Origin of the sequence: Bacillus cereus group sp. BfR-BA-01360, from assembly GCF_022663595.1 — a bacterium.
Classification (GTDB): Bacteria; Bacillota; Bacilli; order Bacillales; family Bacillaceae_G; genus Bacillus_A; species Bacillus_A cytotoxicus.
The window spans coordinates 15,837-28,944 of the sequence record NZ_JAKUFV010000028.1 but is presented as its reverse complement, the minus strand read 5'-3'; the positions used below and the strand labels follow the sequence as shown (position 1 = coordinate 28,944).

Below are 13,108 nucleotides of genomic sequence, written 5' to 3'. Positions count from 1 at the left end.
TTTATTGTTTAAACCACTCATTTAAATCAACTGGTAAATCGATAAACCTTTTTAAATTGGTATATGCAATCGCTATACCTACTGTTGTAAGATTCGATGACTTCAAGTCAGTTTTCTCCCATAATTCAACCAACATCGTGTAATTAGGGTATAGGTTTTTTAATACTTCTTCTACTTGATTTTCTGACATCTTATTATTCTCAAAGGAGTTTTTTAGATTAATGATATCCACAGGAGTAAGTCCTAATTCTTCCCCCAGCCATTCAAGATTCGCTGCGCTCATTGCATTAAATTGAAGGAGTGTGTTTGTTTTGTCATGCAGACTACTCCTTAATAATCTTTTTTTAGCATCCTCAGATATATGATCGAATTGATTTTTGAACTCATCTAGTGTAAATCCCTTACAAAATAACCCATCATACGTATCACTAAAAAGTTTATGTAAGTTACTACTTCCTAACCTTTCCACATTTAAACATCCGCAGTATTCTAAGTGAAGAAGATGGCTGCCCTTCAAAGCGTTCTTTGTAAAGAGTGGGTCTATAGTATCCTCAAGATATTTCTTTAGTTCTAGCAAAGACGTTATGTGAGGCATACGTATAGATCGTAGACAAAACACTAAAGTAAGTATATCAATCTGCTCTTTATTCAATTTGGATAATACTTCAATTGATTCATTCAAAACAATCTGCTTAAAATCTCGTTCTTTTACTTCTGTGCGTTCTACTAGTAAATCAACCAAAACTTCTCCTAATTCTTTATCATCATTTCGTGCATATTGCATTTGAGCGTTAAATAACGCAAACTGAATATCGGGATCATTAACATTTGAAACCGCTTCAGGTTTCTTTTCCCGAAGCTCTTGCAAGTAGATTTCAGTTATCTCTTCAGCCCTTGCACTCGCAACCTCAGCAGCAGTTGCTGATAGTTCGTAAAAGTTATTTTTAAATACATCTAAAGCTATGTTTCTTGCGTCTTCATAACTAATCCCTGCGTTATAATTAAGCGCTTGTATATTAGTAGAACCCTCTTCTCCCTTTTGCTTAAATCTTAAACGTTTAAACATTCTCTTTATTCTCCTTCTCATTTTTATTATCTGAATTAATATGTAAAGTATGCCCTTGATAATTTGTAGAGTTTTTTCCGGACTTTTGTTTAAACGTATATGTTGACTCTTGTCTGTCTTTTTTATTACCTTTAAAAATAGCTATTACAATACCAATCACAGGCAGACCTACCCCACTAAAGATCCATTCTTTATTGTCCATTATATATTGCCACATTTTAAACACCTCCCTTTACTTGATGTATAATATACCAATTTTACCATATTAACAGAAAACAAAAAAAGAGAGACTATTAGGCCTCTCCTTAAAAATCTTTATACATATTAAATACATCCTTATTTATTATACTAGTCAGTTAGTCGCACTCTATCTTTTTACCATTAACTCACGTTACTATATTCTCGCTATAATAAGCACTAACCGCCTGTACTCTCGTAAACTCTCGATACACTCTCCGTCTCTCCTCGTTCCTGGATTTCGCGTCCCTATCAATTTGCCACGTCTCTTTCCTCGTTCGTTTCCTCCTTACTGGAGGCTTATAGTTACGTCTATCTACTCCGTATTCCTCCGCAACTTTCATCGATACTTCTCCGCTGTGTCTCCTCGACAACTGATGATCGCTCATAATCGGATATTCTTCACGAGCCACCTTATCTGGATGTGTATCGTGCAACTCCTCGTATAGCATCAAATCTGCTAATCGTTCGAGTTGTTTCGCCTCAGGTCGTTCTCCTATCGTTCCCACATAAGCGTCTGTGAGCGATTTAATTTCTTCCGCACGTACCTCTCTATTACTAATCGCCTCAGAATGCGAATCTCGGTGAGCAATAATTAGCGTATTTACGTATGTTTCAAACTGCGTTTTGTAATCTCCGTTGATATCGAAAATGTAATTCATCATACTACAGTACCTTCACTTTCCGTAATTTGTTGCAAACGTTCATTGGCGATTTTTACATATTCTTCTGAAACCTCAAATCCTATAAAGTTACGTTTATTTAGTAACGACATTTTAGCGGTTGTTCCACTTCCCATAAACGGGTCTAGTATCGTTTCTCCAACGTTCGACCAACTTAGTATATGATCTTTGGCTAATTTCTCCGGAAAAATAGCTGGATGGCCAAATGCAATTTTATCACATGTACTTTTATTGTTTCCTATAGCATATGTCCATACATTGGTCTTAAGTTTAGTGGGCTTTGTTTGACAAACTTCAGTTCTTTTTCGCACAGACGCTTTTGTTTCTAAACTAGTAGCAGTACTTCTTGAATCGTAGTTGTAGAGTTTTCCAGATGTTTTACATATCGTTGTTAAAGCATTAAACGTCTTGGGTCTTCCTTTTGAAAAAACAAACATGTACTCAAACGCTTGTTCATATCTGCGATGGTTTTGTGGTATTGGATTTTGTTTTAAGTAAATCATAGTGTCATATAAATTAAATCCAATCTCTTTAAAATAGAGCGCTTGTTTAAAGCTCGTTCCCGTTTCTGAACCTTTACTTGTTTTGTCTCCGACTACCCAAACAACTACTCCGCCATCTTTCGTAACTCTGTATAATTCCTTAGACACACTTTCAAAATCAAATGAATACCCATTATATGAACGTAAATCATCATATGGAGGCGACGTAACAGTCAGGTCAACTGATTCATCTACTAACTTACCCAAACCTTCGATACAATCCATATTATAAATACGATTTAATTCTAATGTCATATTAAGCCGCCTCCACTTCGTCACTTTTCACTTTAACTACCGTCAATTTATAACCCTCGTCTTCCCAGGCCCATCTCTCAAACACTGCCGCTATCTTCTTCGCTAACAACCGCTTATACAAATTAACCGTAGGTGCCGTTATACCAAGCGAGACCGCCACGTCCCGCTGTTTTAAGTCTTCAAAGTACACTAAGCGCAAGACTTGACGCTGCCTATCCGTCAAGTCCGCGGTTGAGATTGCCGTCTCTAAATCGATTAGTATATCCGATGCAGCGTAATCGCCGTTAAATCTACGCTCTTGCATATAGGGTAAATGTCGTAGTAATAAATCGAGTGATTTCGGGTTGTCCAGTGCGTAGTTTTGCTCAATGCGACGGTGAGCCGCTTCGTTGTCGTATTTACTTACGCCCATTTACTCACGCTCCTTTTTCCGTTACATAACGACTGCCTATCTCGTTATGTGCTAAGTATTTTAATAAGCGAGTGCCAATCGCTTCAATTACGTTTACAGTTACGGCGTTGCCCGACATTTTATATAGTTGTGAGTTCGATATGCCAGCGCCAACTAACTTATCAAACTCGGAATCTGGAAAGCCTTGTAGTCGGAAACATTCCTTTGGAGTTAGTTTACGAATCCTATATGAAGATGTAAGTGTCGCTTGATTACATGATGTCTCTAGCGTTTGAGCAACTCCTTTGCCGACGCGGTCGCGTCGGGTTTTACTATTTGGAAACTGAACGTTTATTGAATCCCCAACCTCTGCGATTACATATCCTTGCTTCGTTGCCTCATGGATTGCCACTCCGTGTCTGTCTTGTGCGGTTAATGTAAACGAAGGTTCGTCGTTCTCTTTGAATCTACGCCCGTTTTGTCGTTTTTCGATACGATCGGGCGCTAATACAGGTCGGACTTCTTCTAAAATATGAGTATGCATTTTCTTATCAATTCGTGGTCCTGCCGTATACCTTGAGGTGAGACAAAGTGATAAGTCTTCTCCTCTAGCGATTACTTGAGGCTCCGCTATCTTCGGTTCTCGATGTCCTCCGCCCATTGTCGTTAGTGTTGGTGAAACACCCTCCGTGCTATAAACGCGCTTGATTGCGTCATGACCTTTTATATCGATGCGACCAACCATTTGAGGCTCAACAATATGTGTTCGTCTGTGCCTGTTTAGTGGAATATCGCTGGGCCCTATACCTTTAGCGTAACTAGCATCCAACGTTGGCGATATATTTTCCTCGGTACAAAGACCGCTAATCTTACCGTCTTGATTTATCGGGTAATTATCATGTAGTTGCGCCACCAGCTTAGCCGTCTTCTCTTCGCTAAGATAATAACGCTCGTCCACTTCGTCTTCTAAAATATCTCGTAATCTAGTCGTTACTACATCTTGCGTAGGCCAGTCAAAGTTGAATGTTTTTACACCCTCGTAAGATGAGATACGTCGCTTACCTTTTGCAACTACATTATTACCTTCGATTTTCCACGACTCTGTTTCCCCGTTCAAAACACCAATGATAAAAATCCGTTCACGATTCTGCGGTACTCCGAAATACTTCGAATTCAGTACATTGAAATCTACCGTATATCCAATGTCATTTAACGTTTTAATAATCGTATCTAGTGTTTTACCTTTATCATGCGAAATAAGTCCTTTTACATTTTCCAACAGTAGTAGTTTCGGTTGCTTTTCTTTAGCAATACGTGCAACTTCGAAGAATAGCGTTCCTCGTGTGTCATCGAACCCTAATCGTTTGCCCGCTACCGAGAATGCCTGGCAAGGAAACCCACCTACTAAAAGGTCATGATTTGGGACATCTTCCGCAGCGACTTTCGTCACGTCACCTACTGTTTTATGACCGTAAAGCACCTCGTAGGCTTGATTTGCAAATTTATCAATCTCGGAGGACATAACGCATTTCCCTCCGAGTTTGTTTAACGCTTGTTCGAATCCACCTACACCGGAAAATAATGATACGTATTTAAAAGTCATTGAACCGCCTCCTCAAATAAATACTTTTTAAACCGATCCTGCCCATTCTCTAACTTACCTAACGAATCCCAATTCTTTAAACCGTGTAATCTACGAAACTCATTCGCCTTGTTCGCAACCCACACCATGTAATCCCACGTTTGCCATTCGTCACCTTCAGATAAGTTGTGCGCTTTACAAAATGATACGAAACGAGGTTGACACTCTTCTAAATTTGTTACTTTCACGTTATAACAACCTCCGTTCAATTCCCGTTTGCTCCAAAATAAAGTCGATTTCGTCGTCGTAAAATCCACGCCACTTCTTAGCGTTCATTTGCTTTAATAACGGTAAAACCAATTCGGCTGGCACATGTTTTGTTTCCTTTGTACTTCCGAAAATACCAACGTAGAAATTATCATTACGTAAATTCACGTATTGGTTACCGTACCTTAAATGCCATGTAGGCGTTTCGGAATTTCGGTCGCGCCAGTACGCGCAGTTATTGCCGTTGAAGTATTTGTAATAAAAACCGTCGTCAGTTCGTTTGCCTACATCGTCGCCGCTATAACCTTGCGCAAATGGGATAGCATTCATATCCTTGTAACCTTCGTACACCTTTCCGCTATTTACGAAATAATTCCAAGGAGTTATATTCCATTCTTTAGCATCCCATCTACAGTTAATTATTTCGATATCATCTAAAACGGAAATGATTTCTGATAAATCAGCGTCAGTATAAAAAGGACGTTCCTTCGATACTTGATAACGTACAAAATAACGATGCTTTGACGCTAGTTTTCTGTGATACCCTTTTATTAATTTATTACGTACTTTTGGTTCATATTGATTAAAAACGTCCATTTCCGGTAAGTAATAACGTTTCATTACACCGCCTCCTAAAGTCCTAATTCCACAGCAAACTCTCCCATATCAAACCCAACTACTTCCTTTCCGCTAGGAAACACGGTTACAGGTGCGCTCATATACCCCTTGTCCGCCATCCAGGCAGCATGCGATGGGTCTTCGTCGATGTTACGAGTTTTATAAGGTACGTTAGCGGCGTTTAAGCTCCATAAAACTTGTTTGCACGTTGGACACGCGTTCTTTGTGTATACGATTACGTTTGTCATTTTGTTTCCTCTTTTCTGTATTTAATTGGCTTCTCTAAAGCGTCTATATACGAATAGTTATTTCGAGTTATTCTTGAGTGTATTGTGTAGTAATTTAGATTTAACTCTTTGCACCATCTTTTTAATGATTGCGTTTTCCCTTTGTAATTTATCAATATAGTATTTCGTTTATTGTTAGCTTGTACATCCCGAGTAGCCCATCTACAATTTTCCGGTGAGTACCCCTTATTCACGTCAATTCTATCTATAGATAATCCATCTTTGTACCCATTCGCTAAAGCCCATTCCATAAAAACTAAATAATCAGCTTCCCATTCTTCAATTACCTTAATACCTCTTCCACCATAATCTTTAAAAGATTTATTTTCAGGATTATTACAGCGATCAAGTATTCCTTTATACACTCCGTATAGTTTTGTTCTTCCAAAACCATTCGAATAGTTTAAGTACTTTGCATGTTCAACCACTAAACAACCACATGACTTTATATCTCCTCTTTTTACCGTCCTACCTTCTTTAACGACTTCATTTCCACAATCACATTTAAATTTCCAAAGAAACGCTCCTCTATCTGATTTTCCTACGCATTCGATAGCAGTCAATCTGCCGAACTTTAATCCAGCGAGCTCTAACTTACCTATATTGAAACGCCACCTTTCTGTTTATAAAATAACTCTCAAATCGCTAAAAGCATCTGCCATAATCTCCTTATTACTAACCGACTGCACTCCGATATCTCGCATAATCGCATCGAACTGACCATACATCTCCCCGATAGTACCAACGTTATTAATCTCGTAATCTACTTCGAAAGTATCGATATGACTTTCCGTTTCATGTGCCAGGTCAGCTTCGGTAAATACATCGCCCGCGCTGTGCGCCCTACCAATACGTAAGTCATCCGATGCGTTTACTCGGATAATTATAAAACCTTCTTCTCGTAACCACTGATACTCATTAGGCTGTCTCACTCCGTTTACTAACACTTTTGGCTTGTGATTCACTTTGTTTAACGAATCCTCGAAACAATATTTGTGTACATTATCCATCGTCATCTTTACCCAAATATCCGGATCAATCTCACGTAACCACTGACCGAACTTTTGATAATAAGCGCGTGGTTTCGGGTCTCGTGGGATATGCGGAAACAGTCGATGGAACTCATCCTTTAACACGGTGGAGAAGTCGAATTCCTTGAATCCGTACAGCATCCAAGCGTAATGAGATAACTCCGTTTTCCCAGAACGCGCCTTGCCCGTAATAGCGATTTTCTTAGCGTTACATAACAAATTACTCACGCCCTTTCGTAAAGGATTCAACGATTGCTTTAGCCGATCCGATGTCTAAAACGTTAATAATAATCGTAATGTTTTGCGGTGTACCTTGCGTCTGCGTTGTTTCCTTTAACTCGTCTATCTTTTCGTCAAGGAATACGATATCTTCACGTACTAAATCTAGCTGTTCGTCTAGTGCGTTAACACCGCCAATTGCTTTCGAAGCATCACTACGTGCGGATTCTGCCGTTTGTGAGAACGTTAGGATATTACGATGGTTTTCTTCCGTTCGTTCTTCTAGGCGTGTTAGTTTCGTTTTAATATCGTCAAGTATGTCAGACAAGTAAGGTAAATGGGCTGGAGTTTCACTTTCGATTGGTTCAACGATTACGAATTCGGATAATTTAAGATAATTGTTCCTGCCTTCCTTATCGACGAACCTTACTGCATTTACGTCTTCGTGATTACGACTAAGAATCTTAGTAAGTGTATGAACTTCACCCTCTTCGTAGCCCTCTCCATCTTCCCAAGCATCAACGACTAACACCGTATCCCCAATCGCTGGCTCTTTCGTCAACTCACGATATCTCTTTCCGTCAACCTCGTAGATATTTCCGTCTTTACTTTCGATTTTAACTATTTCCGCCATATTAACGTCCTCCTTACAGTAACGACGGTGAGAAAATTACTATCGTTGTAATTCGTACTGCTAATTTGTATTTTTCATTCGTTGTTATCATTACAATAAACATTAATGAAATTGCGATAACTATCCACGCAAGTACCGTCATTTATTCGCCCTCCACTTCCGTTTTCAATTCGTCCCTAACCCGTCTATACTCCGCTTGTTTCTTCTGTAATTTCATGTTTAATAATTCGGCTTCTTCTTCCGTTCTGCATTTACGAAATTTACCATACATTTCGGATATCTCACGTTGTAATTGACGCATTTTTCTATTCGAATAGTAACTTACGTACTCTTCCTTGCAATTCGGACAGATAAAGAAGTGTTTGTCTACTCGGTTAGGTAGGCGAAGTTTATGGAAACGTGCGATAAATACGTGATTGCATGTTTCACATTGTGCTTTGACGGGCTTCATTATTTGACGCCTCCGTTTTCGAAATCAAATTCGAGCTGTCCAACCGCATAACCTTCCTTCGACGATGTGCCGTCCTGCCTTGCGTGATTCTCTCGATTCTTCTCTAGGTAAATTCGATAAACATCTTCCGATGATAACCCACATTTAAGCGAAAGACTGATTAAGAAATGCCACATGTCGATTACTTCGCCTTGTAGCGCTTCCTTATCGATTTCCTTCTCGTTCTTCCACCACTTCCAATTTACTTCACGTCTAATTTCATCAATCTCACTTTCCATTGCTAACGTGATACCTACAACCCACTCATCGATTGATTTATTGATGTTTCTTTCGGAGATGATTCGGTTATCTAGTTCGGATTGTAATTCGAATAACTCATTTAGCTTGTCGCTCATTGTACGTCCTCCCTTTGCTTACGTAAGAATTCTTCGATTAATCTAATACGTTGTTCAAAACGTTTTCTTGCGAAATTGATAGGAAACGGTCCGACTCCTTTTTGTGTGAGCGGCGGTGAAAATACGATTCCTAGTCGGTGGAGTACGTATTTCATTTAGTGACCTCCTTATACTCGCCTGTGCCGTCGCACCACTCACACGTTTCGGCAGGTATCAATTGATCTCCATCGTAAACACCACCAACACAACCATTTCCGCGACATAATGGGCATCTTGTGCTTTCACTCATTCCGTTTCCTCCTTCGGATTTACCTTCATAACAATCCCTTTGTCGATTAAATACGCTAACCCTATCGCACACGCATCGCTCTCATCACTCGTCTTAAACACACCCCATTCAACGTATCGCCTCACGCCAGCCTCCACCTCTTCCTTTTCCGCTCGTCCCTTACCGAGTAGTTTCTTTTTAACGGAAGCCTGTCCGATACTATCATCGACTTTTAAACCGAAATCATTTAACGCACGATCTACCGCATTCCATGCGCTAAACACCGTATAGTTCGTGTGTGGTATTTTACTAGCGAAACCCTCTCGAACTATCAAATCATAGGGCGCGTGCTTGCGGATAAACAAGTGCGCCCATGCTTCGATAGTTTTCGTACGTAAAGCGATTGGTTCAGTTGATTTTGTTTTAACGTGTGATACGTCGATTAGTTTAGGCTTGCCATTGATTACGTCTATGACGGCGATTCCTGGACTACCTAAACTTGTATCAACTGATAAAACACGAAACGTCTTTTTACGATTTGTCATTCAAAACTGCCAACTTTCGGATTATATAAATGAGGAACAATATACGGCTCTTTACCATCTTCGCTATCTTGCACTAACATCACCATTTCTTTAATACGATGATGTTTAGGTATTTCTTCAGCTAGGGCTTCATACCCATTTAATTCCTCAGAGATTTCAATAGTCTCAGATGTGTAATATTTTCCGCTTCGTTTAAAATAAGTGACGTTTACAGTTTTCATTACATTCCCTCCCGTACTTTAGCGATAAACTCCAACGCCCCAATATACGGGGCTTTCTTCGCATCTGATAAACTCGAACGCTTTACCCGACTGACTTGCGTTTTTATTTCCTCGTACTCTCCATCACTCAGCGACTGAGCACATGCCGTTTTGAAGTTGTTAAATGTCCAATGCTCGATATCTAGTTTCGGAGGCTGCTTCGTTTTTACGGCCGCTACTACACTAGCAAACTTGTTTAGTACCTCATCACGCATGTCGTCCGTTATGGCAACACCGAACGCTCTGAAATCTGGGTATTTCATATAGTCTTCTTCGCTCATATTCCACGCTTTTTTCGACGCATTCATGTAAAGTACGATGTAATAATCTAAGTCGTACATTAACGAGTAGCATGTAACTTGTTTGACGTGGTCGGCACCAGGTTCACGCAGTGAATATTCGGAAGTTTTACTGTAGGTAGTCTGTTTCGATTTAATTTCGAGTCCGACGCGTGTAATTACGCCATGCTCATCGATGTATTCTAAAATGCCGTCACACGTACCGATTAAAGCGAATTGTTGGTTATTGTGTTCGATTACCTTACGAGTTTTAACGAAATCCTCAAACGCTGGATAACCGTCTTTCGTACGTTCAAATTTAAAACGTGGTTTCTCACCGGTGAATTTTTCGTAATGGCGTTCCGCTAGTAAGATATCACGTTGGATTGCATCGCCCACTGACGTACCAAGAAATTGCCATCGTCTTTGCCATGGCTTCACTTCGGTTTGATCACGTGGACTTCGTAATGCCTTTTCGTAAAGCTCCCTCGGACATGAGTTAGCTGACGAAGGAGAGAAATACGGTAAACTTCGATAGTCTAAGTATCCGCCTTTTCTTAATACTCTCGCATAGCTTTCGTGGAGCCAAATATCCAACGAAGTATCATAAGGCTCCGAATAAGAATGCCATGTTTCGAGGAAGTTACGGAATTCCTCTGCGATTTCATAAGCGAATGTTTCCTGCGTATTCTGACGTAGTAATTGTGCTGCGTTAGTTTTCGTTACGATAAGTCAACGCCTCCTAATCTTGATTTATTAAAACGATTGCCGGTCCGTTAACCACGATTCCTCCGACCTCTATCTTTTCGTAAGGCTCGACCTTGACAGTCATTACACCCTCGCGTCGCTCTAGCTCTTCGCTAAGTTCTTTCGTTGATACTTCGGATAGGTTAATCATTTACACCCTCCTCTTCGTTAAACCATTCTTCGATACTAACTTTTTCTAACCATCGTTCTGGATTTATCTCAACGTCACATCTGACGGGAACTAGTAATTTAACTGCGTTTTCCATCGTAGTTTTTAATTCGAATAGAGCTTCCTTCGAAATATCTCTCGGACACTCGAATAACAATTCGTCATGTACCTGGAGTAATATATCTACGTTATATTTCAATAGTACGGGCTGTAAATCTACAATTGCTTTCTTTAAAATCGAACCGGCTGACGCTTGAATCGGAAAGTTACCAGCCATACGATCCGCACGAAAATGTAAGAAACGGTCTTTCGACTTGTACTCGGTGTGTAACCGACGTTTCCTACCGAAAATATCCGTAATGTAACCTTGCTTACGAGCCAATAGTTTCTGCTCGTCCATATACCGTTGAATCCCTTTGTAACCTTTAAAGTAGTTATCGATAATTGTTTGCGCTTCGGTTCTCGTAATGCTTAACGTATCGGCTAACCCTTTGTCGCTCATTCCGTATACAATACCAAAGTTAACCACCTTAGCTTGCTTACGGAATTTCTGCTCAGGTGAACCGTCTGTATCTTTGTTAGTTTCGATATCCTCATACGTGTATTTACCGTTACTAATCATCGCTGCCGTTGTCGAGTGAATGTCGCGTCCTTCTTTGAACGCCTTGATTAGTTCCGGCTCCTTGGCCATATGTGCCAAGACACGTAATTCAATTTGCGAGTAATCTATAGAAACGAGTATTTTACCTGCACTCGATGTAAACAGGTGACGTATTTCAGGACGTTTCGCGGGGATTTGCTGGGTGTTTGGCGATTTGCATGTGAACCGTCCTGTCGCCGCTCCGTACGTGTTATGCCACGGATGTATTTTGTTATCGTGTTTAATTTCCTTCGGTAACTTTTGCGTAAATGCTTCACGTAGTTTGCTGACGCCTCGATAGTCGAGAATCTTAGAAATTACGGGATGTTTCCCTTTCAACTTCTTCAATGCTTTTACGCCTGTTGATCCGTTTTCTATATCCGGTAACTTTAAATCTACGAATAACTTTTTCTTCAATTGCATCGGTGAACCTAAGTTAATTTCTTCGTCGAATAGTTCGTATATCTCACGCTGTATTTGCGCTTCTTCTTCTGCCAATTGTTCATCTAATACCTTCGCTTTCTCTTTATCGAAGTTAATACCGATTAAATCTGACTTAATAAACTGCCTACATACGGGCATCTCTATGTTAAAAACGAGCGACTTGATATCTTGTAAATCCTCTCGTTTGTCAAACCATTCCATAATCCAATCGTAAAGTTTCAAGGTTTTCTCCGTATCGCCCGCTGCGTAAACTAACGCTACATCTAACGGTATTTCATTAAACGCAGTCTTACCGAATAACTCATCGAAGTTATCACTCGGTTGTCGTAGCCAATCTGTTATCAAATCCTTTAGTCGATGGTTTCGATTTTCGTCTAATGCCATCGACATAATACGTGTATCCGCGTGCAAGTTATCGATTAAGTTAATTCCATAACGCTGCATAAACCATTTACAATCGAAAGGTGCGTTGTGCATTACGGTTTTTACTTGCTCTAGTACAGGTTTAACGTACTGTAATAAAACTTCTTCGCTTAAATTCGGACCTTCTTCATGGTTCAACGGTACATAATAATTGTGGGTTCTCGTCGAAATCGAAAAACCAGCCACTTCACCTTTCCACGGGTCTAATGCTCCGTTATCCTCACCGAATGTCTCACAGTCAAATCCAACTAAATCGGACGTTTTCATATCGTCTAACATTTGCTTTAATACCTTGCCATTGGTAACCAATACGTAATTATCCGGTGTAGCTAACACCATCTCACGTATTTTATCGTCGCGCTTTCGTCCGTGTAACACTTTCCATAACCGTAAAGCCTCCGCCTTACTAAAACGTTTAGCGAGGTCAGAAGGGCTACGACCAATTTCGCCCTTCATCATCGCTTCTTTTACTTCCGCAAGTCTCTGCCTATCAGACTCACTATTCTTCATCGATAGAATTCGTTGCCATGCGTCTTCCATCGTTTCAATCGCCTTTGCCTTTCTCTCGACCGCTTTTGCCACCCGTACTTTCGTTTCTTCAACGGCTTCAGCGCCAGGTATTTTTAAGTTCAACGTTAACTTTGGCGTCACTTTCACCGCCCCGTTTCCTTGCAAT

Annotated in this window: 21 protein-coding genes; all 21 read right to left on the bottom strand. The window is 40.2% G+C overall.

Annotated features, from left to right (window positions below; genetic code table 11):
• Position 1: 1 nt before the first annotated feature.
• Positions 2-1,066 (bottom strand): LPO_1073/Vpar_1526 family protein, encoded by a 1,065-nt coding sequence (locus MR056_RS19285; RefSeq protein ID WP_210351303.1) that lies wholly within the window; start codon positions 1,064-1,066, stop codon positions 2-4.
• A complete protein-coding gene (locus MR056_RS19280) occupies positions 1,059-1,283 on the bottom strand; it encodes a hypothetical protein (protein WP_210351302.1) in 225 nt (74 codons plus the stop codon). Before MR056_RS19280 ends, MR056_RS19285 begins: the two co-directional genes overlap by 8 nt.
• A gap of 169 nt (positions 1,284-1,452) precedes the next feature.
• Entirely contained in the window at positions 1,453-1,965 is a 513-nt protein-coding gene (locus MR056_RS19275) for a hypothetical protein (protein ID WP_210351404.1), read from the bottom strand.
• Positions 1,965-2,783, bottom strand: a complete 819-nt coding sequence (locus tag MR056_RS19270; protein ID WP_210351301.1) for a DNA-methyltransferase — start codon at positions 2,781-2,783, stop codon at positions 1,965-1,967. The genes MR056_RS19275 and MR056_RS19270 overlap by 1 nt, the downstream gene beginning before the upstream one ends.
• A 1-nt stretch (position 2,784) precedes the next feature.
• Entirely contained in the window at positions 2,785-3,195 is a 411-nt protein-coding gene (locus tag MR056_RS19265; protein ID WP_210351300.1) for a sigma factor-like helix-turn-helix DNA-binding protein, read from the bottom strand.
• Positions 3,196-3,199: 4 nt separating this feature from the next.
• A complete protein-coding gene (gene dcm / locus MR056_RS19260) occupies positions 3,200-4,777 on the bottom strand; it encodes a DNA (cytosine-5-)-methyltransferase (RefSeq protein ID WP_242136640.1) in 1,578 nt (525 codons plus the stop codon).
• Positions 4,774-5,004, bottom strand: a complete 231-nt coding sequence (locus MR056_RS19255) for a hypothetical protein (RefSeq protein ID WP_048723667.1) — start codon at positions 5,002-5,004, stop codon at positions 4,774-4,776. Before MR056_RS19255 ends, dcm begins: the two co-directional genes overlap by 4 nt.
• Position 5,005: 1 nt before the next feature.
• Positions 5,006-5,644, bottom strand: a complete 639-nt coding sequence (locus MR056_RS19250; protein ID WP_048723671.1) for a hypothetical protein — start codon at positions 5,642-5,644, stop codon at positions 5,006-5,008.
• Between the two features lie 11 nt (positions 5,645-5,655).
• A complete protein-coding gene (locus MR056_RS19245; protein ID WP_048723674.1) occupies positions 5,656-5,889 on the bottom strand; it encodes a glutaredoxin family protein in 234 nt (77 codons plus the stop codon).
• Positions 5,886-6,491 carry a hypothetical protein gene (locus tag MR056_RS19240; RefSeq protein ID WP_087095122.1) on the bottom strand — a complete coding sequence of 202 codons (606 nt, stop codon included), beginning with the start codon at positions 6,489-6,491 and terminating at the stop codon, positions 5,886-5,888. Before MR056_RS19240 ends, MR056_RS19245 begins: the two co-directional genes overlap by 4 nt.
• Positions 6,492-6,551: 60 nt before the next feature.
• Positions 6,552-7,178, bottom strand: a complete 627-nt coding sequence (locus tag MR056_RS19235; RefSeq protein WP_048723677.1) for a nucleoside/nucleotide kinase family protein — start codon at positions 7,176-7,178, stop codon at positions 6,552-6,554.
• 1 nt (position 7,179) lies between these two features.
• Positions 7,180-7,812, bottom strand: a complete 633-nt coding sequence (locus MR056_RS19230; protein ID WP_048723678.1) for a hypothetical protein — start codon at positions 7,810-7,812, stop codon at positions 7,180-7,182.
• A gap of 13 nt (positions 7,813-7,825) precedes the next feature.
• Positions 7,826-7,954, bottom strand: coding sequence for a hypothetical protein (locus tag MR056_RS22315; RefSeq protein WP_255816321.1), 129 nt, complete (start codon positions 7,952-7,954; stop codon positions 7,826-7,828).
• On the bottom strand, positions 7,955-8,263 hold the full coding sequence (locus MR056_RS19225) for a transglycosylase (protein WP_087095125.1): 309 nt from the start codon (positions 8,261-8,263) through the stop codon (positions 7,955-7,957).
• Positions 8,263-8,658: a dUTPase gene (locus MR056_RS19220; RefSeq protein ID WP_048723680.1), complete on the bottom strand. Its 396-nt coding sequence runs from the start codon at positions 8,656-8,658 to the stop codon at positions 8,263-8,265. Before MR056_RS19220 ends, MR056_RS19225 begins: the two co-directional genes overlap by 1 nt.
• Complete coding sequence (locus MR056_RS19215; protein WP_164468643.1) at positions 8,655-8,813, bottom strand: hypothetical protein; 159 nt, start codon at positions 8,811-8,813, stop codon at positions 8,655-8,657. Before MR056_RS19215 ends, MR056_RS19220 begins: the two co-directional genes overlap by 4 nt.
• 130 nt (positions 8,814-8,943) lie before the next feature.
• On the bottom strand, positions 8,944-9,471 hold the full coding sequence (locus MR056_RS19210; protein ID WP_048723681.1) for a crossover junction endodeoxyribonuclease RuvC: 528 nt from the start codon (positions 9,469-9,471) through the stop codon (positions 8,944-8,946).
• On the bottom strand, positions 9,468-9,692 hold the full coding sequence (locus MR056_RS19205; RefSeq protein ID WP_048723682.1) for a hypothetical protein: 225 nt from the start codon (positions 9,690-9,692) through the stop codon (positions 9,468-9,470). The genes MR056_RS19210 and MR056_RS19205 overlap by 4 nt, the downstream gene beginning before the upstream one ends.
• Positions 9,692-10,450 carry a hypothetical protein gene (locus MR056_RS19200; protein ID WP_239431009.1) on the bottom strand — a complete coding sequence of 253 codons (759 nt, stop codon included), beginning with the start codon at positions 10,448-10,450 and terminating at the stop codon, positions 9,692-9,694. The genes MR056_RS19205 and MR056_RS19200 overlap by 1 nt, the downstream gene beginning before the upstream one ends.
• 301 nt (positions 10,451-10,751) lie before the next feature.
• Positions 10,752-10,907 (bottom strand): BC1881 family protein, encoded by a 156-nt coding sequence (locus MR056_RS19195; protein WP_087095127.1) that lies wholly within the window; start codon positions 10,905-10,907, stop codon positions 10,752-10,754.
• Entirely contained in the window at positions 10,900-13,089 is a 2,190-nt protein-coding gene (locus tag MR056_RS19190; protein WP_242136639.1) for a DNA polymerase, read from the bottom strand. Before MR056_RS19190 ends, MR056_RS19195 begins: the two co-directional genes overlap by 8 nt.
• Positions 13,090-13,108 lie beyond the last annotated feature (19 nt).

Excerpts from the sequence above, each read along its gene's own strand:
- MR056_RS19195 (WP_087095127.1), bottom strand. The coding sequence starts at position 10,907 with ATGATTAACCTATCCGAAGTATCAACGAAAGAACTTAGCGAAGAGCTA.
- MR056_RS19220 (WP_048723680.1), bottom strand. The coding sequence starts at position 8,658 with ATGAGCGACAAGCTAAATGAGTTATTCGAATTACAATCCGAACTAGAT.
- MR056_RS19225 (WP_087095125.1), bottom strand. The coding sequence starts at position 8,263 with ATGAAGCCCGTCAAAGCACAATGTGAAACATGCAATCACGTATTTATC.
- MR056_RS22315 (WP_255816321.1), bottom strand. The coding sequence starts at position 7,954 with ATGACGGTACTTGCGTGGATAGTTATCGCAATTTCATTAATGTTTATT.
- MR056_RS19275 (WP_210351404.1), bottom strand. The coding sequence starts at position 1,965 with ATGAATTACATTTTCGATATCAACGGAGATTACAAAACGCAGTTTGAA.
- MR056_RS19245 (WP_048723674.1), bottom strand. The coding sequence starts at position 5,889 with ATGACAAACGTAATCGTATACACAAAGAACGCGTGTCCAACGTGCAAA.
- MR056_RS19280 (WP_210351302.1), bottom strand. The coding sequence starts at position 1,283 with ATGTGGCAATATATAATGGACAATAAAGAATGGATCTTTAGTGGGGTA.
- MR056_RS19215 (WP_164468643.1), bottom strand. The coding sequence starts at position 8,813 with ATGAAATACGTACTCCACCGACTAGGAATCGTATTTTCACCGCCGCTC.
- MR056_RS19250 (WP_048723671.1), bottom strand. The coding sequence starts at position 5,644 with ATGAAACGTTATTACTTACCGGAAATGGACGTTTTTAATCAATATGAA.
- MR056_RS19205 (WP_048723682.1), bottom strand. The coding sequence starts at position 9,692 with ATGAAAACTGTAAACGTCACTTATTTTAAACGAAGCGGAAAATATTAC.
- MR056_RS19270 (WP_210351301.1), bottom strand. The coding sequence starts at position 2,783 with ATGACATTAGAATTAAATCGTATTTATAATATGGATTGTATCGAAGGT.
- MR056_RS19265 (WP_210351300.1), bottom strand. The coding sequence starts at position 3,195 with ATGGGCGTAAGTAAATACGACAACGAAGCGGCTCACCGTCGCATTGAG.
- MR056_RS19230 (WP_048723678.1), bottom strand. The coding sequence starts at position 7,812 with ATGGCGGAAATAGTTAAAATCGAAAGTAAAGACGGAAATATCTACGAG.
- MR056_RS19285 (WP_210351303.1), bottom strand. The coding sequence starts at position 1,066 with ATGTTTAAACGTTTAAGATTTAAGCAAAAGGGAGAAGAGGGTTCTACT.
- dcm (WP_242136640.1), bottom strand. The coding sequence starts at position 4,777 with ATGACTTTTAAATACGTATCATTATTTTCCGGTGTAGGTGGATTCGAA.
- MR056_RS19210 (WP_048723681.1), bottom strand. The coding sequence starts at position 9,471 with ATGACAAATCGTAAAAAGACGTTTCGTGTTTTATCAGTTGATACAAGT.